Origin of the sequence: Prevotella sp. 885, assembly GCF_002265625.1 — a bacterium.
Taxonomy (GTDB): Bacteria; Bacteroidota; Bacteroidia; order Bacteroidales; family Bacteroidaceae; genus Prevotella.
In genome coordinates this window covers 18,478-40,194 of the sequence record NZ_NOVE01000032.1, presented here as the reverse complement: position 1 = coordinate 40,194, position 21,717 = coordinate 18,478, and the positions used below count along the sequence as shown (strand labels likewise).

General features: G+C 45.1%; 16 protein-coding genes and 1 pseudogene. 15 read left to right on the top strand and 2 right to left on the bottom strand.

Features of this window, described 5'->3' with window-relative positions; translation table 11 throughout:
- The 7 genes and pseudogenes from CHL74_RS16245 to CHL74_RS09990 all read left to right on the top strand — a co-directional run.
- Window positions 1–103 (top strand): annotated as a pseudogene (locus CHL74_RS16245) (ISAon1 family transposase); the annotation flags it as partial.
- 96 nt (window positions 104–199) lie between these two features.
- On the top strand, window positions 200–1,903 hold the full coding sequence (locus CHL74_RS10010; protein WP_176452223.1) for a GTPase: 1,704 nt from the start codon (window positions 200–202) through the stop codon (window positions 1,901–1,903).
- A 1-nt stretch (window position 1,904) separates the two neighbouring features.
- A complete protein-coding gene (locus CHL74_RS10005) occupies window positions 1,905–3,602 on the top strand; it encodes a GTPase (RefSeq protein WP_094881019.1) in 1,698 nt (565 codons plus the stop codon).
- Window positions 3,603–3,801: 199 nt separating this feature from the next.
- The gene (locus CHL74_RS16240; protein WP_254923268.1) at window positions 3,802–3,930 is read left to right on the top strand and encodes a hypothetical protein; all 129 of its coding nucleotides are present in this window, start codon (window positions 3,802–3,804) and stop codon (window positions 3,928–3,930) included.
- 65 nt (window positions 3,931–3,995) lie between these two features.
- Window positions 3,996–4,409, top strand: a complete 414-nt coding sequence (locus CHL74_RS10000; protein ID WP_094881018.1) for a hypothetical protein — start codon at window positions 3,996–3,998, stop codon at window positions 4,407–4,409.
- 22 nt (window positions 4,410–4,431) lie between these two features.
- Window positions 4,432–5,061, top strand: a complete 630-nt coding sequence (locus CHL74_RS09995) for a hypothetical protein (protein WP_094881017.1) — start codon at window positions 4,432–4,434, stop codon at window positions 5,059–5,061.
- Window positions 5,062–5,365: 304 nt separating this feature from the next.
- Window positions 5,366–6,322: a helix-turn-helix transcriptional regulator gene (locus CHL74_RS09990; RefSeq protein ID WP_176452222.1), complete on the top strand. Its 957-nt coding sequence runs from the start codon at window positions 5,366–5,368 to the stop codon at window positions 6,320–6,322.
- 123 nt (window positions 6,323–6,445) lie between these two features.
- On the opposite strand, the gene CHL74_RS09985 is transcribed toward CHL74_RS09990, so the two are convergent.
- Both CHL74_RS09985 and mscL read right to left on the bottom strand, forming a co-directional pair.
- A complete protein-coding gene (locus CHL74_RS09985; RefSeq protein ID WP_094881023.1) occupies window positions 6,446–8,674 on the bottom strand; it encodes a GH92 family glycosyl hydrolase in 2,229 nt (742 codons plus the stop codon).
- Between the two features lie 101 nt (window positions 8,675–8,775).
- On the bottom strand, window positions 8,776–9,207 hold the full coding sequence (gene mscL / locus CHL74_RS09980; RefSeq protein WP_094881015.1) for a large-conductance mechanosensitive channel protein MscL: 432 nt from the start codon (window positions 9,205–9,207) through the stop codon (window positions 8,776–8,778).
- Window positions 9,208–9,499: 292 nt separating this feature from the next.
- Here mscL and gap point away from each other — a divergent pair, with 292 nt between their 5' ends.
- The 8 genes from gap (at window position 9,500) to CHL74_RS09940 (ending at window position 21,672) form a co-directional block, all read left to right on the top strand.
- Window positions 9,500–10,510 (top strand): type I glyceraldehyde-3-phosphate dehydrogenase, encoded by a 1,011-nt coding sequence (gene gap / locus CHL74_RS09975; protein ID WP_094881014.1) that lies wholly within the window; start codon window positions 9,500–9,502, stop codon window positions 10,508–10,510.
- A gap of 140 nt (window positions 10,511–10,650) precedes the next feature.
- Window positions 10,651–13,083, top strand: coding sequence for a T9SS type A sorting domain-containing protein (locus tag CHL74_RS09970; RefSeq protein ID WP_094881013.1), 2,433 nt, complete (start codon window positions 10,651–10,653; stop codon window positions 13,081–13,083).
- Between the two features lie 667 nt (window positions 13,084–13,750).
- Window positions 13,751–14,683, top strand: coding sequence for a tRNA (adenosine(37)-N6)-dimethylallyltransferase MiaA (gene miaA / locus CHL74_RS09965; RefSeq protein WP_176452225.1), 933 nt, complete (start codon window positions 13,751–13,753; stop codon window positions 14,681–14,683).
- Window positions 14,684–14,711: 28 nt separating this feature from the next.
- Window positions 14,712–15,644, top strand: coding sequence for a diacylglycerol/lipid kinase family protein (locus tag CHL74_RS09960; RefSeq protein WP_094881011.1), 933 nt, complete (start codon window positions 14,712–14,714; stop codon window positions 15,642–15,644).
- Between the two features lie 336 nt (window positions 15,645–15,980).
- Window positions 15,981–17,927, top strand: coding sequence for a glycogen debranching enzyme N-terminal domain-containing protein (locus CHL74_RS09955; protein WP_094881010.1), 1,947 nt, complete (start codon window positions 15,981–15,983; stop codon window positions 17,925–17,927).
- Between the two features lie 21 nt (window positions 17,928–17,948).
- Window positions 17,949–19,220 (top strand): glycosyltransferase family 4 protein, encoded by a 1,272-nt coding sequence (locus CHL74_RS09950; RefSeq protein WP_094881009.1) that lies wholly within the window; start codon window positions 17,949–17,951, stop codon window positions 19,218–19,220.
- Window positions 19,221–19,260: 40 nt separating this feature from the next.
- Window positions 19,261–20,700 carry a glycoside hydrolase family 57 protein gene (locus CHL74_RS09945; protein WP_094881008.1) on the top strand — a complete coding sequence of 480 codons (1,440 nt, stop codon included), beginning with the start codon at window positions 19,261–19,263 and terminating at the stop codon, window positions 20,698–20,700.
- A gap of 249 nt (window positions 20,701–20,949) precedes the next feature.
- A complete protein-coding gene (locus tag CHL74_RS09940) occupies window positions 20,950–21,672 on the top strand; it encodes a DUF4923 family protein (RefSeq protein ID WP_094881007.1) in 723 nt (240 codons plus the stop codon).
- The last annotated feature ends 45 nt before the right edge of the window (window positions 21,673–21,717 follow it).

The following is a 21,717-nucleotide window of genomic DNA, read 5'->3' as shown; positions in this document are numbered from 1 at the left end:
TGCAGAATCTTTCAATGCAAAAGTCAAGCATTTCAGAGCACAACTTCGGGGTATCATTGACAAGAAATTCTTTCTCTTCAGACTAACAAGATTGTATGCTTAATCCACACACTTTTTCAGGTGAGCCCAAATTATTCAAGGAATTCGAGGCAGTTTTAATGAAATAATAGATAACAGTTTGACTAGTAATAGAGAGGTATTGGATAAGAAAAGAAGGAATATTCGATACTTTACTATTGCTTTTATGGGTAGAACAAAGGCGGGAAAGAGTACTCTTCATAAGGTTATAACTCAACAGGAAACTGATGATATTGGAGTAGGCAAATTACGTACTACACGATATAATAGAAGTTGGTATTGGAATAAACTCCGTATTGTTGACACTCCTGGCATTGGTGCGCCTGGTGGTGAAGCTGATACCGAGATAGCCAAGTCTATTATAGATGAAGCTGACGTGGTTTGCTATGTTGTGACGAGTGACTCAATTCAAGAAACAGAGTTTGATTTCTTTTCAACTATAAAGGAAAGAAATAAGCCATTATACATAATCTTAAATGTCAAAAGCAATCTTAATCAAGCTATTCGTTTAAAAAGGTTTATTGCAAATCCGGATGATTGGAGACTTGGTGACGGTCCTCAATCTATTAAGGGACATATAGAGCGCATTCATGATAAACTTGATGGTAAGTATAACATGGATGCCGTTCGTATTATTCCTATTCATCTGTTAGCTGCGCAAATAGCCCTTTCTGGAGAGCAGGATTCTAAGACTTCTAAGATACTATTTGATGCTTCCAATATATCTGAGTTTACAAATTCAGTAAAAAAAGAAGTGCAGTTATCAGGTAGTTTGAAGAAAAGTTTGAGCGTTATTGATGGTACTTCTTATCAGATAAATACAATATGGCATAAGGTTTACGCTGACTTGAAAAGCCTAAAGGAAGGTAATGAGGTGTTGAAGAAGAAACAAGCGAGAAATTATACCTTTTTCAAGAATGAGTTAACTCAAGTTGAACAATACTTAAAGACCGTTTTTCAAGGAACAAGAGGTGATCTTCATAATCGTGCTTCTGCTTTTGCAAGTGAGCATTATGATGACGAAGATGCAGGGAAAGCATGGAGCAAGGATATGGTTGTGAAGTCTATAAACAAAAGACTTGAACAACAAATACAGGAGAGGTTTAATGATTTGAATGAAAAGATAAAATCAGAATTGGAAGAGATGATTATGGACATGCGTATATCTCTTGCTACAAATAATATCGGTTCTAATGTTTCTGGTGAGTCTGTAACCAATACACGGTTAGCGGCAGGTGTGTTTGTTGGTATAATGACAGCTGTTGCTCCAATAATAATTTCAAACATATGGAATCCTGTTGGATGGGTTACTGCTGTAGGTAGTTTTATTGTTGGAATTATTGGTTCTTTATTTACGAGTCTATTTACTTCAAAGTCAGAAAAGATTAGAAAGGCTACAGAAAATTTGCGTAAGCAATTATGTGATAGTATTGATTCGGGTATTGATAAGAATTTAAAACAAGTTCTTGAGAATACCAGAAAGTCAATAAATGATACTTATAAATCTATTGATTCGGTGTTGAAAGCTTATACTAAAAATGCCGACGATATAATAACGGATATGGATAGACTTGTTAAGCAAGTTCAAGAAAAAGAGAATGCGATCAATTCTTTGGTAAGTCTTCGAATTCTTGATTTTGTTGGCAAGAATCCTGTAAAAGAAATAAGTATAAATGAAATGAGTAACCAAGTGTTATGTGATGGATATCCTGTTGAAAGAGATTGGCAAAAGCAATCTATCAAGTTCCTATATAACACAGGGCTTACAGATAAGAATATTCAAAAGATAGAAAAAGCAACTCAGATGACAATAAAAACAAAATAATATGGCACAACAATTTAATTATGCAGTCTACCAAGAAAGACTTAGTAGATTGGAAGCTAAAACTCGAGCGTTGTTGAAAGAAACCAACAATACAGAGTTGACTCGTAAGATGGACTCGGAACTTGCTGGCTTGCAAGATTGTAAAGAATTACGCTTAGCATTTGTAGGACAGTATAGTTCTGGCAAATCTACCATTATTTCTGCATTGACAGGTAGAAAGGATATCAAGATAGATGCAAATGTCGCTACAGATAGTGTATCGGAATATAAATGGAACAACATTGTTCTTATGGATACTCCGGGCATTCTTGCAGGTAAAGTAGAATCGCATGATGAGAGTACTAAGGCTGCTTTAAAAGAATGTGACTTGATATTTTATGTCTTGACCTCCCAACTTTTCGATGATGTATTATTCAATAATTTCATCGATTTGGCTTACAATCAGCATTTTGCTGATAAGATGTTTATTGTTGTCAACAAGATGGGTATGGAGTCTGGAGAGTTTGACCAGCTTGTAGACAACTATACCATTTCGTTGGAAAAGATATTCTCAGAAAGAGGCTATGAATTGAAGAACTTTCCTATTGCTTTTATTGATGCGGCAGACTATATGGACGGTCTTGATGAAAACGACAATGAGTTCGTCCAATTAAGCAACTTTGAACATTTCATAGATATGCTCAATGTCTTTGTCGCTCGCAAGGGAATGATAAAAAAGCAATTTGATACTCCTGTTAGAGTCTTTCAAAGCTATCTTAAGGATATCGCTGTTACTGCCGTAGACAAGACTTTATCTGACTTTTTTAATCAGTTTGAGCAGAAATTACGTCATAGTCTGTCTGACCTAAAGCGAGATACAAGAAACGATTTGTCTTCGTTTGCTTCTATGGCTATGAGTAAAGTCATTTCTTTATCTAATGATATTGGAGGCATTGACGAAAATGACTGGAAATATAGGCAAGAGGCATTGAATTCTGAATTGCAGAGCATTATATCTAATACTTCTGCTAAGATAGAAGACACAATCAACTCAAATTATGAGCGATTGATGACTGACGTCAATGATTTCTGTGGTAAGGATTCGCTTGTTAAATACTCAGGAGAAATCGATAGGAAATTGGCTTCGCCCAATATCAGCATAGAGGAGCAGAAGAATCTATCTATGCAGAAAAAGGCTTTAAATCTTTTAAAGCAGGGAGGGGTGCAGATTGGAAATATGGCTCCTAATGTAACTAAATTAGCAGGTGGTATTAGCCAAGCTTCAGGGTCTGCGCTTCATAAAATGGTGTTAGATGTCGGACATTTCTTTGGAAAGTCCTTCGGACCTTGGCAAGCTGTGAGATGGGCAAGTAATATTGCTAAGGTTGCAAAGTTTGGAATACCGGTAGTTTCTGCTGGTATTGATATTTGGATGCAGTTTAGAGAAGATTCTAAAGAAAACAAGCGCTTGGAGCAGATAAAAAGCTCAAAGAATCAGTTTGTCTCTACTTATCAGGCTGAGGTAAATAAGGTGGTAGAACATTTTGAAAAATATTTGTCACAGGTCTTTGACAATTATAACAATAAATTGGAAGAGACAGATCGATCTAAGACGGAGTTGATAGAAGCTTCTAAGAAGAATGATATTACGATTAAGAAGATCAGTGAGTTGGATGCAGAATATTCTGACTTCATTGAAGCCATAGAGGTTGAAGAGTAATTCGTTAAGCTGCGCCTTGGCGATATTGACAAGGCGCAGAAAGTTTTTGAAAAGCTGGAACTGAACAATATCTTGTTTGAACAGGAAAATATTGTTGTCGAAGCTACTCTTCTATAGCAGACTGTAGAAAAGCATTCAAGGAGAGTGACTTTAAGGATGCTACAACTGGAGATGTAACAAAATAAAAATATAGACAAGTATGGCAAACAAAGACAACAAAATTTTGGAGGAGCTTAGACGGCGTGGCAAGATATTTGAGGATCCTTGCCCGAAGCCTGAGAGCATTATTGGTAAGTTAATAGACTTTTTCTCGAAGAAGAAGTCTTGATTTGTGAAAGAACTTGGTGAGGCGGAGGCTGGAAACCTCCGCTATTGTCAGATAAACTAAATAATATGAAGCTATCTATTACTTATGCTGAGCTGCAGGATTATGTAGCCAGTCATTTTCATAAGACTGTTAATCTTGGGTATATAGATGGGGCGACGGTGTCTGTCTCTGTACCTATCAAGGTGCTGGGCTTTACAAAGTCTATAAGCATAAATCTTATAGTGAAGAAGATTGAGGGTACAGACTTGTTTTTGTCGTATGACGGCAAGATGGGTATTGACCTACTTGTTTCGCCTGCCATCTCTTATGCCAAGAAACTTGTGCCGGAGAAAGCAGGTTGGGTGGAACAGATGCCGGGCAATATCGTTAAGCTGCGCCTTGGCGATATTGACAAATTGCAGAAGGTATTGGAAAAGGTGGAGCTGAAAGCCATCCGCTTTACTCCAGAGAACATCGAAGCAGAAATCGGTTTATTGTAATCAAACTCTACGTATAATAAATATGCCTAACAACATTTTCTTTCAGCCTTTCGTCGGCAAGGATTATGCCGACGGAGGCATATTCGGTAAGCGAATCATGGTATTGGGCGAGAGCCATTATTGTGATGAGGGATGTGCGGACTGTGGCGACTGCCGTCTGCATAGGGAGTGTATGGGCTTTACGCAGGGCGTCCTCAGAGATTATCTTGATGAGGGCACGGAGCGGCAGAACTGGATGAGGACGTTCGTGAAGTTTGAGCGTTCACTGGTAGGGGAGGAGACCGACCAAGCGCTGAGGCTGAAGATTTGGGATTCTGTGGTGTTCTTCAACTATCTGCAAGTGGCGATGGGAGGACCTCGCGAGGCAGGAACATCTGCACAATACCGTCAGGCAGGTGAGGCTTTCTTCGAAGTGCTCAATAAGTATCAGCCGGAATATGTCATTGCCTGGGGCAACCGACTCTGGGACAAAATGCCCGGTGAGCACTGGCAGAACGGTGACGACATCGTAGTGGACGGCTATCATGTGGCTACCGGCTGGTATGTCTTGAGCAATGGCAAGCGGGTAAAGGCAATGGCAGTGAACCATCCCTCCGTAGGCTATTCATGGGATTATTGGTATCGAGTGACGAAAGAATTTTTATTGCAGTAAACAGCAAAAGCAGCGATTATTTACCAAACACCATGTCTTCATGTCTTTCTGTCAAAAAAAGACCTGTCTTTCTTGTCGGTAGAACTTAGACGACGTGGCACAATTTTTGAAATCTTTATACATAGCCAATTAGGCGTTTTTTTGTGTAATCAGATAAACGAGATATTATGAAGTTTGCTATTACTTATGCTGAGCTACAGGAATATGTGGCCAGTCATTTGTTTCACTCCAGAGCACATAGAAGCAGACATCGCTCTGTTGTAATAATAATGTATAAAAAGGAAAGTGTGTTATGGACAAACGTATGAGATTCTATAGTTGGCTTATCTCTTTATTGAGGCAGAAGCATCTTACGTTAGCCGAAATCATTGACAAATGGCGTGACGCTACTGCGAATATGGAGAATGAAGAGCTTGACCAACGCACATTCCATCGCTATCGGGAGAACATCCTGTCGCTGTTTGGTGTCAGCGTGTTGTGTAACAGGCACAACGGTTATCGCTATTATATGAAACGTGACCCGCTAGAGAATAATAAGGTGACGGAATGGATGTTGAGTTCCATGCGGTTGGCGTCCTTGGGCGACAAGCTGAAAAATCATAATAAGGTGATGCTCGATACTCCGCCTTACAATTCGGAATATCTGGATGATGTACTCGAGGCTATAGACAAGCAGTATCTCCTCAAATTCAAGTATGTCACGGCGTTCGGGAAGGAGAGCGACTTCGTTCTGAAACCGGCTTTCGTGAGATACTTCAAGCAAAGATGGTACGTCATTGGAGTGAAGATGAAAGGACAAGGAGAGGATGGAGCTAAGGCTGACGAGGAAAATGAAGTCCGTTGTCTGCCCTTCGACCGCATTAGCTTCTTGGATATGATCTGCAAGAAGCATCCGTTGTCCAAGAAGATGAAGGAATTCCTGACACCGGAGAACTATTATGAGGATTGTTTTGGCATCTATCACATGGAGGATGTGCCCGTGGAGGACATCCGCATCCGTGCTTTCTATCCGGAATACAACTATATAGAGGAGGTGCCGCTGCATGAGAGTCAGCGGAAGGTGAAGGAATATAAGGACGGCTTGTATAGGGAGTATACGCTCCGTCTTCGTCCCACTCGCGACTTCCTGCAAGAACTGTTGTGGCACGGCAGAGGCATCATCGTGCTAAAGCCAGAGAGCTTAAGGCTGCAGATGATTGACATATTGAAGAAAATGACGGAGAGTTATGAGAATGGCGAGTGTAAGAATGGTGAGGAATAATCAGGTGGGCAATGTCACCAGCTTGCCTATAAACGAAACAACCTGAGTTCGGAATATATCCAGAACTCAGGTTGTTTTGTTATATACTTAAGTTTCGCAAGCGAAAGTAGTTAAGGGAAGTTATTAGTACTTGTCGTGCTTCTTCACAGATGTCATCTTATACACCAGCGTGCCGCCCTTCATGATGTCGGCGTGGTTGATGTACGGCTTGTTATAGCGCTTGCCGTTGAGAAGAATATAGTCTACGTACTTGTTTTCCTTAGAAAGACCTTCAGCCTTTACTGTGAATGTCTTGCCGTCAACGAGACGGAGCGTTATCTTCTCCATCTGCGGTGCGCCGAACACATACTGTCCGCTGACGGGATTGACAGGATAGAAGCCCATGGCTGAGAGCATATACCATGCCGACATCTGGCCGCAGTCGTCGTTGCCGCAGAGTCCATCAACGGTGGGACGATACTGAGTGTCGAATATCTCGCGGATAAGCTCCTGGGTGCGTGACGGGCGTCCAGCCATAGCATAAAGGTAAGCCACGTGATGACTCGGTTCGTTGCCGTGAGCGTACTGACCGATGAGGCCGGTAACGTCAGAGAGTGTGCTCTCCAGCTTGAGTGAGAAGAACTGGTCGAGCTTCTTGAGGAACGGCTTCGGACCGCCGAAGAGCTTTATAAGTCCGTTAACGTCATGCTGCACCTGCCATGTGTATTGCCATGCGTTGCCTTCGGTGTAGTCGCCGCCGCTACTCTCGGCATGTGCAAGGTCGCTCGGGTTGAACGGAGTCTTCCATGATCCGTCAGAGAGACGCGGACGCGTAAACTGCGTTGACTTGTCGAAGAGGTTCTTATAGAACTGTGAACGGCGTGTGAAGTAAGCCTCGTCCTGCTTCTTGCCCATGAGACGAGCCATGTCGGCAGCGGCATAATCGTCATACATCGACTCCAAAGAAGACGATACCGACTCAGCCTCAGTGAGGTCAGTGGGCAGATAGCCGTACTTCATGTAGTTCTCCCAGTCGCTCTTCAGCTTGTGCGACACGGTTTGCGTCTTCTTGATGGCGTTGAAAGCACGCTCGGCATCAAAGCCGCGGAATCCCTTGTGGTAAGCTTCAGCCACGATGGAGACAGCATGGTTTGCCACCATACAGTAGTTTTCCTTACCCCAGAGTCCCCAGATGGGCAGGAATCCCTGCACCTCAGCCTGCTCGACGAGCGAATTGACCATGCCGTCCACGCGGTCGGGCATTACGATGGTGTAGAAGGGATGAGCGGCACGGTAAGTGTCCCAGCAAGAGAAAGTGGAGTAGAACTGGCCTGTCTCCGCCTTCACCACCTTGTCATCGGCGTTACGATACATGCCGTCCACGTCAGCTATCTGGTTGGGCTGAATCAGAGCATGATAGAACGAGGTGTAGTAGTTCTGCTTCTGCTCCTCGGTTCCCTCTACGTCGATGCGCTTCAGATAATTGTTCCAGTCGTCGTGTGCTGAAGCCTTTACGGCAGCGAAGTCCCATCCCGGCACCTCAGCCTGGAGATTCTTCTTGGCACCCTCAATGCTCGTCGTTGACATCGCAATCTTTACGAGCAGCTGTTCGCCCTGCGCGATGTCGTCAAACGAAGCTACGATGCGGTCGCCCTTCTCCGTATCGAAAGCCTTGGGGAGGACGGTGTGTGAAGTGACGCGATGGTTGAACTTGATGACGAAGAAGTAGTCCTGCTTCACCCATACCGTGTTCTGGACGTGTCCCACGAGAGTCTGGTCGTCTTCCCAATGCGTCTCGCAGAGGTTCACCTGCGAGTGATACTGCTTGTCGTTCCATGACGGACCGTGCTGTAGGTCGATAAGCACAGACGTTGAATCGGCTGAATCGAAGGTGTAGCGATGGAAAGCCACGTGAGGAGCGGCAGTAAGCTCCGCTTTCACCTTAGCGTCAGTCAGATATACGGAGTAATATCCCGGTGTGGCGAACTCCTGGTTCTTGGCGTAGCGAGAGCGATAAGCGTCCCACTGGCGGATGCGCTTGCCCGTTGACGGCATGACGAGGATGTCGCCGAGGTCCATGCAGCCCGTACCGTTGAGATGGTCCTGCGTGAATCCCCAGATGATGGAGTCGCTGTAAACGTATTCAGAGCAGTAGCGCCAACCTACGCCTCCCGTTACAGGACTTGTCTGAATCATGCCGAAAGGACGGCAAGCGCCGGGGAACGTGTGTCCGTTGTCGGCATTTCCTACGAAGGGGTTGACGTACTTTGTGTAATCTGTGGTCTGTGTGGACGATGCTGCTGCCACTGCCGGAGAGAGAAGCGCAGCAATGCCGACCGCCCACTTGCAGATTAGCGAATTAGTTTTTTTCATTTCTTTTTTGGGTTTGTTTTTGATTACCATTATATAAATGGTTTGTTCTTATTATATAAAGGTTTGTTCTTTCAGTATATTAATATGTAAGAAGCCACGTCTTACTTGCGCTCTTTCAGAAGGTCGCGAATCTCAGTGAGCAGCAGTTCTTCCTTGGTTGGCTTCGGTTCCTCCGGTTTCGGCTTGGCTTCCTCTTCCTTCTTCTTGAGGTTGGACAGCTTGTTGATGCCCTTAACGAGGAGGAAGACGCAGAAGGCAATGATGACGAAGTCGATGATGGTCTGGATGAAAGCACCATAATTAATGGTGGCAGCCTGCATCGTTTCGCTGCCAATCTTCACTGTAGGCAGTTCGAATTTAAGGTCGCTGAAGTTTACGCCGCCGATGAGCCATCCGATAGGAGGCATAATGATATCGTTGACGATGGACGAAACAATCTTTCCGAAAGCGCCGCCGATGATGACGCCGACAGCCATGTCAACAGCATTGCCCTTGACGGCAAATGCCTTGAATTCGTTCAAAATACTACTCATATCTTTTCTTTTTAGTTATTTAATGCTTTGTTTTGCCAACTGTATATGACAAATAGAGATGTTAGTAACACTATTAATTCGTCTTTGTGACAACTATAGAAAATTTTAAAAAAATTAATACTTTAATTGTCTGCAAAATTAGAAAAAAGTTATTAACTTTGCACACGTGAAAAGAGAAAATCCACGGGCACATTGATTTTTTATTGTTTCTTGCCCATAAACGGCGGGGTAACGCTTTAAATTATGTGTTTTTCAAGGATAAGGATAAACCTTTAAATTAAAATAAAGTAAAATGATTAAAGTAGGTATTAACGGATTTGGTCGTATCGGCCGTTTCGTATTCCGCGCAGCTCAGACTCGCAACGACATTCAGATTGTAGGTATCAACGACCTTTGCCCGGTTGATTACTTGGCTTACATGCTCAAGTATGACACAATGCACGGTGCTTTCCAGGGCACAATCGAGGCTGACGTAGAGAAGAGCGAGCTCATCGTTAACGGCAACCACATTCGTGTAACTGCAGAGCGCAACCCTGCTGACCTGAAGTGGAACGAGGTTGAGGCTGAGTACGTAGTTGAGTCTACAGGTCTCTTCCTGACACAGGAGAAGGCTCAGGCTCACATCCAGGCTGGTGCAAAGTACGTTGTTATGTCTGCTCCTTCAAAGGACGCTACTCCTATGTTCGTTTGCGGCGTAAACTTCGACAAGTACGAGAAGGGTACACAGTTCGTTTCTAACGCTTCTTGCACAACAAACTGCTTGGCTCCTATCGCTAAGGTTCTGAACGACAAGTTCGGTATCGAGAACGGTCTTATGACTACAGTTCACTCTACAACTGCTACTCAGAAGACAGTTGACGGTCCTTCTTTGAAGGATTGGCGTGGTGGTCGTGCTGCTTCTGGCAACATCATCCCCTCTACTACAGGTGCTGCTAAGGCTGTAGGTAAGGTTATTCCTGAGCTCAACGGCAAGCTGACTGGTATCTCAATGCGTGTTCCGACTCTCGACGTTTCTGTTGTTGACCTCACAGTTAACCTCAAGAACGCTGCTACTAAGGAGCAGATCTGCGCTGCAATGAAGGAGGCTTCTGAGGGCGAGCTCAAGGGTGTACTCGGTTACACTGAGGACGCTGTCGTTTCTTCTGACTTCCTCGGCTGCACATTCACTTCTATCTTCGACGCTAACGCAGGTGTTTACCTCACAGACAAGTTCGTAAAGGTAGTTTCTTGGTACGACAACGAGATCGGTTACTCTAACAAGGTTCTCGAGCTCATCGCACACATGAAGAAGGTTAACGGTTAATTCATCGACCGATAGATAAGTTATAAAAAAGCACGGATTCTTGTTGGGAGTCCGTGCTTTTTTTCTTTTCTTTAGATTAACTTAAACCTGTGATTTTATTGTTTTTTTTGCATTGTAATTAACAACAAAATTATATGTGTATGAAATACAAATTGTTATTGCTGTTATTGTTGCTTTCTTTTTTGTCGGTGGACCGTATTAAAGGCCAGGAAACAAATCAGTTTGTTGTGACCTATGCAGATTGTGTTCCGAATAATTATGTACGAAGTAATGAGCATTCTCCGCGTAAGGCTCCGGTCCGTTATATTAAATCTGAATCTTTAGAGGTGAAATCAAGATTAGGACATTTTGTCGCTTCTTGTGAGCTGAACCGTTACGTTACATACGGTGTTTTGCAGTGTCTGAAGCTTGCTATGAATTCTTGGGAACAGAAATTAGAAATCAAAACTCCGGTTAGATTTTATTTTCGTATTTCCGACAGTATGGGTTCAAGTACTGCTATAAACACTACTGTTGGTTATAGTAGGGTTACGAGCACTCTTTCTGTACCTGACAATTTGTATGCTCAAAAGATTTCAGGAGTCTCGATAAATGATACTATAACGGTAAACTCCCAAATAGATTGGAAATCATGGCCTGATGATGAATTCTTTAATGGATCGGTTAGCCTTGTTACGTATCTGACAAGGAATATAGCAAGAGTTCTTGGATTTGGTAGCTCGTTGGTGAAACGTAATTCCTATTTGGGATTCTCTGTAAATCGAGTTCCGTCAGCTTTCGACCACCTTATTTATAACGGAGAACAATATTTAAGTGATTTGAATAGAGCGTCCTCAAGTAAGCTGGATTTGTTTTTCGCCAAGGACATAAGGCTTAAGTCAGATGCTTTTGAATATGATTTGTATGATACGGGTCGGTTCTTGTATGGTCTCAGCGGCAGCTATTTCTCATTAGGGTATGATAATCTGTTGGAGCATGAAATCTCAAACAAATCAGAAGTTTTGCCAATTAATGCTGAAACATTGAATGTTCTATCTAAAATTGGTTGGAATACGACTAAGAACGATAGGGTGATAGAATGTAATAATACAGACAAACTGGGCAGAGGTTCTGTATTTGATGATTTCACTTTTTCTTTAATTGACGTAAATAGAGGCAATTCACTCAACGCTAACTGGCAATATCAAGTATATGATTTGAATAAATTATGCTATGAAACGATATTGACAGGTAAAGGAAAAACATTTAATGTAAAACCTTCTGTTATAGAAGGCTCGCTTGATGATGATTTATGTGTACAAGCACGTGTGGTGGCAAATGAATCTGGAGTAGAATATTATTTTCCACTTACACTTGAAACACGTCCTGAAATAAGCGACGTTAAAATATCTGATGTGAAGAAAACGGACAATAATCGTTATCAATTCAATTTGGATATTATTCAGAAAGGGGCTACAGGTGGATCTGTTATGGTTTCTGACTATTCGGGCGCTACGCACGAATACAGTTATACTGGCAAGACGATAAGTGTTTCTGGTATTCTTGTCGGTATGGAAACGTATATTTATATCATTCTTGAAAATGAATATAATACATCATCTCGTCTTATCGTCGGGGATTTTTATAATCAAGAGATGAAGCTGGTAAATGAAAATAAGGCTTATTCGTCTACATACAAAACATTGAGTAAGAGTCTTGGTGGTAAGATTCTGCGAGATGGAGATGTTTTGGCAATGAGTATTGATGATTTTGAAGGTCAGGTGGATTCGGTAAAATGGTATCTGCATGAAGGTGGTTATTATAAACATTTGGCGACAAAATATGGAAATGAGAAATCGTTTTGTTTCAATGTCAGTAAGGCAAATTTAGATTTCGAATCAAGAAGATATGCTGTTGGTGACAGTGCAGAAGTTATACTCGGATCTACTTGGAAAAATGATATAGTAGGACCTTACGGGCAATACTTTTATGCCACCATATACTGTCATGATGATGAATACATGCGTGTATATGAATATACGTTTACTGATTTTGACTTTGATTTGATTCCGACAAGACTGAAAGTCGACATCTTGAATGTCCAACCAGTATTTGAGGGTGAGGATGAATGGATTAAAGCAGACGTGAAGTTTGATACAGAGAATTTTTCCAATGTGTTTCTGTATGTAGCAGACTCTGGCTTTTGGAACTACAGGTATTTGTATGATCCCCACGTTACACCTGACAATATAAATGAGACTGTATCTCTGTATTTTGCAGATTGGACCGAACAGTTCTATTGTGTTGCATGTAATGACTATGGGTATTATCAAAGCGAAATATTCAGTCTTGCAAGAACATCTATAGATGATGTGCAGGATTCTACATTTAAGGTAAATATAGAAAATAATGGAATAGAAGTAAGGAATATCAATCAGTTTGATTGCTCTATCTATGATATAAGAGGCACTTTGTTAGAGTCAGTTAATAACGTAAATGATTTCTCCAAGGGGCTGTCCAAGGGTGTTTATATCTTAAAGATGTATGATAAAGTCTCAAGTAAAAAAGTAACTCGTAAAATAATAATAAAATAATATGATGGTCAAAAGAATTTTGCCACGTCTTCTTGTTCATTATGTCTTCTTGTCCACCATGCAAATATTGTCTAAAGAGTAAAAACATGTTACAAAATAAAAATTGATTATAGAGTTCCGGTTTGCTGTTTTTACGGTGTTTTGCTGTGCAAACGGCACCCATGCTTAACGATAGCGCACTTTTACACTACAATAGTGCCACTATTAGAGTGTAAAAGTGGCGCTATTGTATGATAAAAGTGGCACTATTGGAGTGTAAAAGTGGCTCTATAGCAGGAAAAAGTGGCTCTTTTGCGAGTCTGATTTCATAGTGCTTCGTCAGAAAACCGTATAACATGCTGTGTATTAATGCGTTGTCTATAAACGCTCAAAACTCAAGAATTTCGCACCAAAGATTTTGTTGTACGCTGGGCTCATAGTATTGAGCATCAGAAATGCAAATATTGTATTCGGCAGAACTACCGAAGTGTTCGAAAATACGTTCAACTTCAGTCATAATGACCGATACATATTTCAACCTAATTGAACTTATATCCGTTTTTATTTTCCTTACATTATAATATTTAGTCGGAAAATAGTTGTAGCAGTGGAAAGGATTTTGTAAGTTTGCAAATTAAATACATGTAACGAATCCACCAATTTGATGAATAAAAACAATATGAGCAAGATGATAACCATACTCGGACCTACGGCAAGTGGCAAGACTCCGGTGGCGGCAGCGCTCGCGGCACGCACCGGGGGAGAGATTCTTAGTGCCGACTCGCGTCAGGTTTATCGCCGCATGGATATAGGAACGGGCAAGGATCTTGCCGACTATGTGGTGGACGGACATCGTGTGCCTTATCATCTTATAGACATTGCGGAGCCCGGAACAAAGTATAACCTCTTCCAGTATCAGCAGGATTTTCATACAGCATACGCCGACATACGCAGCCGTGGCAAGCTGCCGATTCTTTGCGGAGGCACCGGTCTGTATCTTGAGGCTGTGCTCGGAGGCTATCAGTTGTCGCCCGTGCCGCAGAACCCGGAGCTTCGCCAGCGCCTTTCGGGTATGTCGCTCGAGGCGCTGACAGAGATGCTGGCGGAGCTGAAGCAGCGCAGCGGTTCGGTTATGCACAACACCACCGATGTGGACACGGCGCAGCGAGCCATACGCGCCATCGAAATTGAGACGTACAACCTGGAGAATCCTACCAGCGAACGCCAGCTGCCAGCCGTCGATTCATTGATAATCGGCATCGACATCGACCGCGAACTGCGTCGTGAGAAGATCACCCGTCGCCTGAAGGCACGTCTGGACGAAGGCATGGCTGACGAGATACGAGGGCTGATAGGAGAGGGCATACAGCCCGAAGACCTTATATATTATGGTCTGGAGTATAAGTTCATCACCGAATATGTCATCGGAAACCTCACTTACGACGAGATGTTCAGACAGCTGGAGATTGCCATCCATCAGTTTGCGAAGCGTCAGATGACGTGGTTCAGAGGCATGGAACGACGTGGATTCTGTATCCACTGGTTGGATGCCACGCTGCCGATGGAAGAAAAAGTGAACACCATCCTGCGTCTGCAGGAGGAAGAAACAGAAAACAAGTAAACCTAACATATAATAATTAGAGATCCTTATGCCAAACAACAAACGATGGGGCGTGCTTTACTGCCCGAAGCATGAACTGCTGAGTCCGAAGCGTCGTTGGGAGAAGATAGAGAAATGTCTGAAGGACAATGGCGTGGAATACGACTTCATACAGAGTGAGAGCAGTTCCGGTGTGGACCGTCTTATAAAGATGATGATCAACAACGGCTACGAAACGATTGTTATCGTAGGAGGCGACTCTGCGCTTAACGATGCCGTGAACTGCCTGATGCAGTACGACTCGAGTGTGCGTGAGCGTGTCGTGCTCGGCGTTATTCCCAACGGACTGATGAACGACTTCGCTCATTTCTGGGGATTCCGCGAGAGTGACTACAGCCAGACCATCAAGTGGCTGAAACAGCGTCATGTGCGCAAGATTGACCTTGGATGCATACGATATACCAATAAGAAGGGTGAGACTTGCCGCCGCTACTTCCTTAACTGCATCAACATCGGACTGATAGCTGCCATAATGAACCTCCGTCGTCAGACCCGCCACTATTTCGGATCGCGTACGCTGTCGTTTGTGTTCTCCTTCATAATGATGATTTTCCAGCGTCTGGAATATCGCATGCACGTAAAGATCAATCATGACGACATCAAGCGCAACGTCATGACGATGTGCATCGGCAACGCGTCCGGCTACGGACAGACGCCGAACGCCGTGCCTTACAACGGCATGCTGGACGTGAGCATCGTACACCATCCCGGTATGACGCAGCTCTTCGAGGGCTTCTATCTCTTTGTGCGTGGCAAATTCCTCAACTATAAGAGCGTCCATCCTTACCGTACGCGCAAGGTGGAGGTGGTGGAGGCACGCAAGGCGCTTGTCGGCATCGACGGACGACTGATGCGTACACCGAAGGGACCGTTCACCATCACCGTGGAGCAGGAAATCATCAACTTCCTCATACCAGAATAAACCATAATGAAGGAGGAGAGCGTGGCAGGACACATGGTCTGCACGCTCTCCTCCTATATTTTTGTATGTTTAATATCTTCGAGTAGAAGAAAAGCGCCGATTAACACATTTGGTTAAACGATTGCACAGCTTTTTATGCGTTTTTTTAGGAATTTACGATAGAAACTCATTTTTTTTCAAAATATAGACGCATTTATTTTGTTCGTAAACTAAAAGTTACTACCTTTGATATCGTAAGGCAGATTGCAGCCTTCATAAGACCTACTACTGCCTCTACGTAACCAAGACGTTTTTGATAAATAAGAAAAACTAATAAATGAACCTTAATTTAAACCTATGAGTTATTTACGATTCGAAAAAGCTCTGATGACGAACCTGGAAGAGTCACTGCCTCGCGAGCTGTTGAGGACAAACCGTTCCGGAGCCTATTCGTGCTCAACGATAGTCGACTGTAATACGCGTAAGTATCACGGCCTTCTGGTTGTACCCGTGCCCGAGTTAGACGACGAGAACCACGTCCTTCTTTCTTCGCTCGACCCTACAGTTATCCAGCATGGAGCAGAGTTCAACCTCGGTCTCCACAAGTATCAGGGCAACAACTACAGCCCCAAAGGTCATAAGTATATCCGTGAGTTTGATTGTGACAAAGTGCCGACCACGCTTTATCGTGTCGGCGGTGTACTCTTGAAGAAAGAGGTGGTCTTCCAGCATTATGAAGACCGCATCCTTATCCGCTATACACTTGTTGACGCCCATTCCGAAACCACATTGCGTTTCCGTCCTTTCCTCGCATTCCGCAGCGTGCGCCAGTTTACGCACGAGAACAGCGTGGCTTCACGCGAGTATCAGGAGGTGGAGAACGGCATAAGCACATGCATGTATGCCGGTTATCCCGACCTTTACATGCAGTTCAGCAAGGAGAATAAGTTCGTCTTCCAGCCCGACTGGTATCGTGGCATCGAATATCCGAAGGAGCAGGAGCGCGGTTACGCGTCAAATGAGGACCTCTATGTTCCCGGCTATTTTGAGATGGACATCAAGAAGGGCGAGTCAATCGTCTTCTCCGCGTCAACGTCTGCATGCAAGACAGGCGGTCTGAAGGCATTGTTCACCAAGGAGGTGGAGGAGCGCTCTCCGCGCGACAACTTCTTCCATTGCCTTGTCAACGCAGCTCACCAGTTCCATAATCGTACAAGCAAGGACGAGCGTTACATCCTTGCCGGATACCCATGGTTTAAGTGTCGTGCCCGCGACACATTCATCGCCCTTCCGGGCCTTACCCTTTCCATCGGCGAAGAAGATTACTTCGAGCTTGTTATGAAGACGGCTGCACGCGGTCTGAACGAGTTTATGGAAGGCAAGCCGCTTACAGCTAAGATTTACGAGATAGAGCAGCCGGACGTTATGCTTTGGGCTGTATGGGCCATCCAGCAGTATGCCAAGCACGTAGGCGAAGAGAAGTGCAACCGTATGTACGGCAAGCTGCTCTATGACATCGTGACATACATTTCGTCAAACAAACATCCTAACCTGCGTCTTATGGACAACGGACTCCTCTATTCGGAGGGTAAGGAGAAGGCTGTGACATGGATGAACTCCACAGCCAACGGTCGTCCCGTCGTTCCGCGTACAGGATACATCGTTGAGTTTAATGCCCTTTGGTATAATGCTCTCAAGTTCTGTGCTGCCATTGCCGGCAAGTTCGGCGACGAGGCAAGTGCCGCAATGCTTGAGAAGCGTGCCGAACTGTGTGGCAGCTCGTTCACGGAGACCTTCGTAAACGAGTATGGTTATCTCTTCGACTATGTGGAGCCGAAGGACATGCCCGACTGGAGCGTACGTCCTAACATGATATTCGCAGTGGCTCTCGACTATTCGCCGCTCACATCTGCACAGCAGAAGAGCGTGCTCGACGTCTGCACACGCGAGCTTCTCACTCCGAAGGGACTGCGTTCGCTCTCGCCGAAGAGCGGCGGATATAATCCTATGTACACAGGTCCGCAGACACAGCGCGACTATGCTTACCATCAGGGAACAGCTTGGCCTTGGCTCGGCGGATTCTATATGGAGGCATGTCTGAAGATATACAAGCGCACACGTCTCTCATTCCTCGAGCGTCAGATGATCGGTTACGAGGACGAGATGGTGCAGCATTGTCTCGGAACCATTCCTGAACTCTTCGACGGCAACCCGCCGTTCCACGGAAGAGGAGCAATTTCTTTCGCAATGAACGTGGCAGAGGCCCTGCGCACGCTCGAACTGCTCGAAAAATTCAAGTACTAAAACATAGGAGGATTTATAAATATGAAAGTCTTAATGTTCGGATGGGAGTATCCTCCTCATGTATTTGGTGGACTCGCAACCGCTAATTTCGGAATATCACAGGGCCTCCACGCACAAGGCGACGTGGAGACAGTCCTTTGTCTGCCTCATCCTTTCGGTGATGAGGACCGCAGCGCATGCCGCATCGTGGCAATGAACAAGGTGCCTATTGCTTGGCGCGACGTAGACTATGACTATGTGAAGAGTCAGGTGTCTGACGTAATGGACCCCGACTATTACTATCGTCTTCGCGACCATATCTATGCCGACTTCAACTATATGCACGTCAACGACCTTGGCTGCATGGAGTTTGCCGGCGGCTATCCCTCTAACCTGCATGAGGAAATCAACAACTACTCAATCATCGCAGGTGTAGTGGCACGCACGGAGGACTTTGACATCATCCATGCACACGACTGGCTCACTTATCCTGCCGGCATCAATGCCAAGCACGTGAGCGGCAAGCCTCTCTGCATCCACGTACATGCCACCGACTTCGACCGTTCTCGCGGAAAGGTTAACCCCACCGTTTATGCCATCGAGAAGGACGGTATGGACAATGCCGACTGCATCATGTGTGTGTCTGAGTTGACACGCCAGACCGTCATCAATCAGTATCATCAGGATCCGCGCAAGTGCTTCACAATGCACAATGCCGTATATCCGCTCCGTCAGGAACTTCAGGACATACCGCGTCCTGACCATACCGGTAAGGAGAAGGTGGTGACCTTCCTTGGTCGTATCACCATGCAGAAGGGTCCTGAATACTTCGTTGAGGCTGCCAATATGGTGCTCCAGCGTACACGCAACGTGCGTTTCTGCATGGCTGGTAGCGGCGACATGATGGACGCCATGATTTACCTTGCAGCAGAGCGTGGCATCGCAGACCGCTTCCACTTCCCGGGCTTCATGCGCGGCAAGCAGGTTTATGAGTGCCTCAAGGACTCTGATGTGTATGTGATGCCTTCCGTGTCGGAGCCTTTCGGTATCTCACCGCTTGAGGCAATGCAGTGCGGCACGCCTACTATTATCTCAAAGCAGTCGGGTTGCGCCGAGATTCTCGACAACTGTATAAAGGTTGACTATTGGGACATTCACGCCCTCGCCGACGCCATCTATTCAATTTGCCATAACGACTCACTCTTCCATTACCTTCAGAACGAAGGCAAGAACGAGGTGGACCAGATCACTTGGGAGAAAGTGGGCGCACGCATCAAGAATCTATACGAGCGTGTGTTGGCAGGCGAATTATAAATAACAAAACCCTAATACTACAATCTTAAAACAGACAACAATGAAAACGATTTGTTTATATTTCGAAATACATCAGAACATACAGTTGAAGCGTTATCGCTTCTTTGACATCGGCACAGACCACTATTATTACGACGACTATGAGGACGAGCGTATCATAGAAGACGTCACAGAGCGTTCGTATATGCCTGCCCTCAACGCCATCGGCGAGATGATCAAGGAGAACGGCAAGTACTTTAAGGTGGCTTTCTCGCTCTCAGGCGTAGGTATGGAGCAGCTCGAGATTCATGCTCCGCAGGTGATTGAGAAGCTTCAGGAGCTCAACCAGACTGGTTGCGTGGAGTTCCTTGCCGAGCCTTACTCGCACGGTCTGGCTTCGCTCGCCAATGAGGAGAGCTTCACCAAGGAAGTGAAGCGCCAGTGCCAGAAGATGAAGGAATACTTCGGACAGGAGCCTAAGGTGCTTCGCAACTCTTCGCTTATATATAGCGACGAGATTGGTTTGCAGGCTTCACAGATGGGATTCAAGGGTATGCTTACCGAAGGTGCGCGTCACGTCCTCGGATGGAAGTCGCCGCACTATGTATACAACTGCGCCCTCGCTCCCAATCTTAAGCTTCTTCTTCGCGACGTAAACCTCAGCGACGACATCTCTCTGCGCTTCAGCAATACGGAGTGGGAGGGCTATCCTCTCTTCGCCGATTCTTATGTTGACCGTATCGCCAATTTCCCGGAAGGCGAGAAGGTGGTGAACATCTTCATGGAGCTTTCCGCTCTTGGTGTGGCACAGCCTCTGTCAAGCAACATCCTCGACTTTATCAAGGCTCTCCCGCAGTGCGCACGCAACCGTGGCATCTCGTTCTCTACACCGTCAGAGATTTGCGACACAACACCAAGCGTATCACAGCTCGACGTTCCCGACACATTGTCATGGACAGACGAGGAGCGCGACGTAAGCTCATGGCTCGGCAATCCTATGCAGCGTGAGGCTTTCAACAAGCTCTACAGCGTGGCTGACCGCGTACGCATCGCTGACGATCCCCGCATCAATCAGGACTGGGACTACCTCCAGGCTTCCAACAACTTCCGTCAGATGACCACAAAGCCGTCTCAGGTTGGCATTGACCGTGGCATCTTCTCAAGCCCGTTTGACGCCTTCACCAACTATATGAACATCCTCGGCGACTTCATTTCTCGCGTCAACTCTCTCTATCCTGAGGACGTTGACAACGAAGAGCTTTCTTCTCTCCTTACCACCATCAAGAACCAGGATGAGGAGATTGAGATGAAGAACAAGGAGATTGTTCGTCTGCAGACCAAGATTGAGAAGATTGAGGCTGCCGAACTGAAGCTTCGCGAAAAGCTGGAGAAGCAGAAGGCCGCTAAGCCCGCAGCTAAGAAGACAGCTGCCAAGAAGCCTGCCGCAAAGAAGGCTGCTCAGAAGGAGGAAGCTCCTGCTGAGGAAGAGACAAAGGCTTAATTATGATCATATTGAAATGGCAGGAGTGCCATATTTCTAAAATACAGAATTAAGGTTCTTGTATAAATACAAATATTGGTTAATAAAGTTATGAGTGTCCTATCGCGTGATGTGATGGGACACTTTTTGTTTGTCAGATTGACGGAAAATCATTAATTTTGCATCCGAATAAGGCAATCTTAATTCCTACATTCCGTAGCCTTGTAACTTTTAAGGATTATTATTATCGACAAAATATATTAGAAGAAAATGAAAAAGACAATTGTTAGCTTGTCTGTCGTAGCCGCGTCTGCGCTTCTGGCAAGCTGTGGCGGACTTGGCGCTGCAGGACTTGGAACTCCTGCGAACGGTACTTTAGGTGGTGCCACATCAGGAACAACGAACAGTAACAACAGCTCTTCTTCCTCCAACTCTTCACAGACAGGAGGCATTCTCGGAGGCATCTTCGGCTCTAATGGCGCTGGATCTACTCTCGGTAATGTGCTTGGCAGCGTGCTTGGCTTGGATAAGCTTACAACTAAGCAGCTCGTAGGCACATGGCACTATAAAGGTCCGGGCTGCGCTTTCACAAGCGAGAACGCTCTGGCAAAGGCTGGTGGCGAGGTGGCTGCTGCCGAGGTGAAGGAGAAGCTTGCCGCACAGTATGCTAAGCTCGGCTTCACTGCTGCCAACACTTCTATCTCTTTCAATGAAGACGGCACCTTCAACGCACATATTGACGGCAAGGCGCTCAACGGTAAGTGGACATACAACGAGGAGGACGGCAAGCTGGAGATGAAGACTCTCCTTCTCTCGCTCTCTGGTTATGCTAAGAAGAACAGCGACGGCATCGGCGTGCTCTTCGAGTCGAAGAAGATTCTGACGCTCCTTCAGACTCTTGCCTCTGTAAGTGGCAACACCACCCTCTCCACCATTGGTGACCTCAGCAAGAACTACGACGGCGTACGCGTAGGCTTTGATATGACAAAGTAAGAGCATATCCATAACTTTATACACACGAAAAAAGGACAGCCTTCC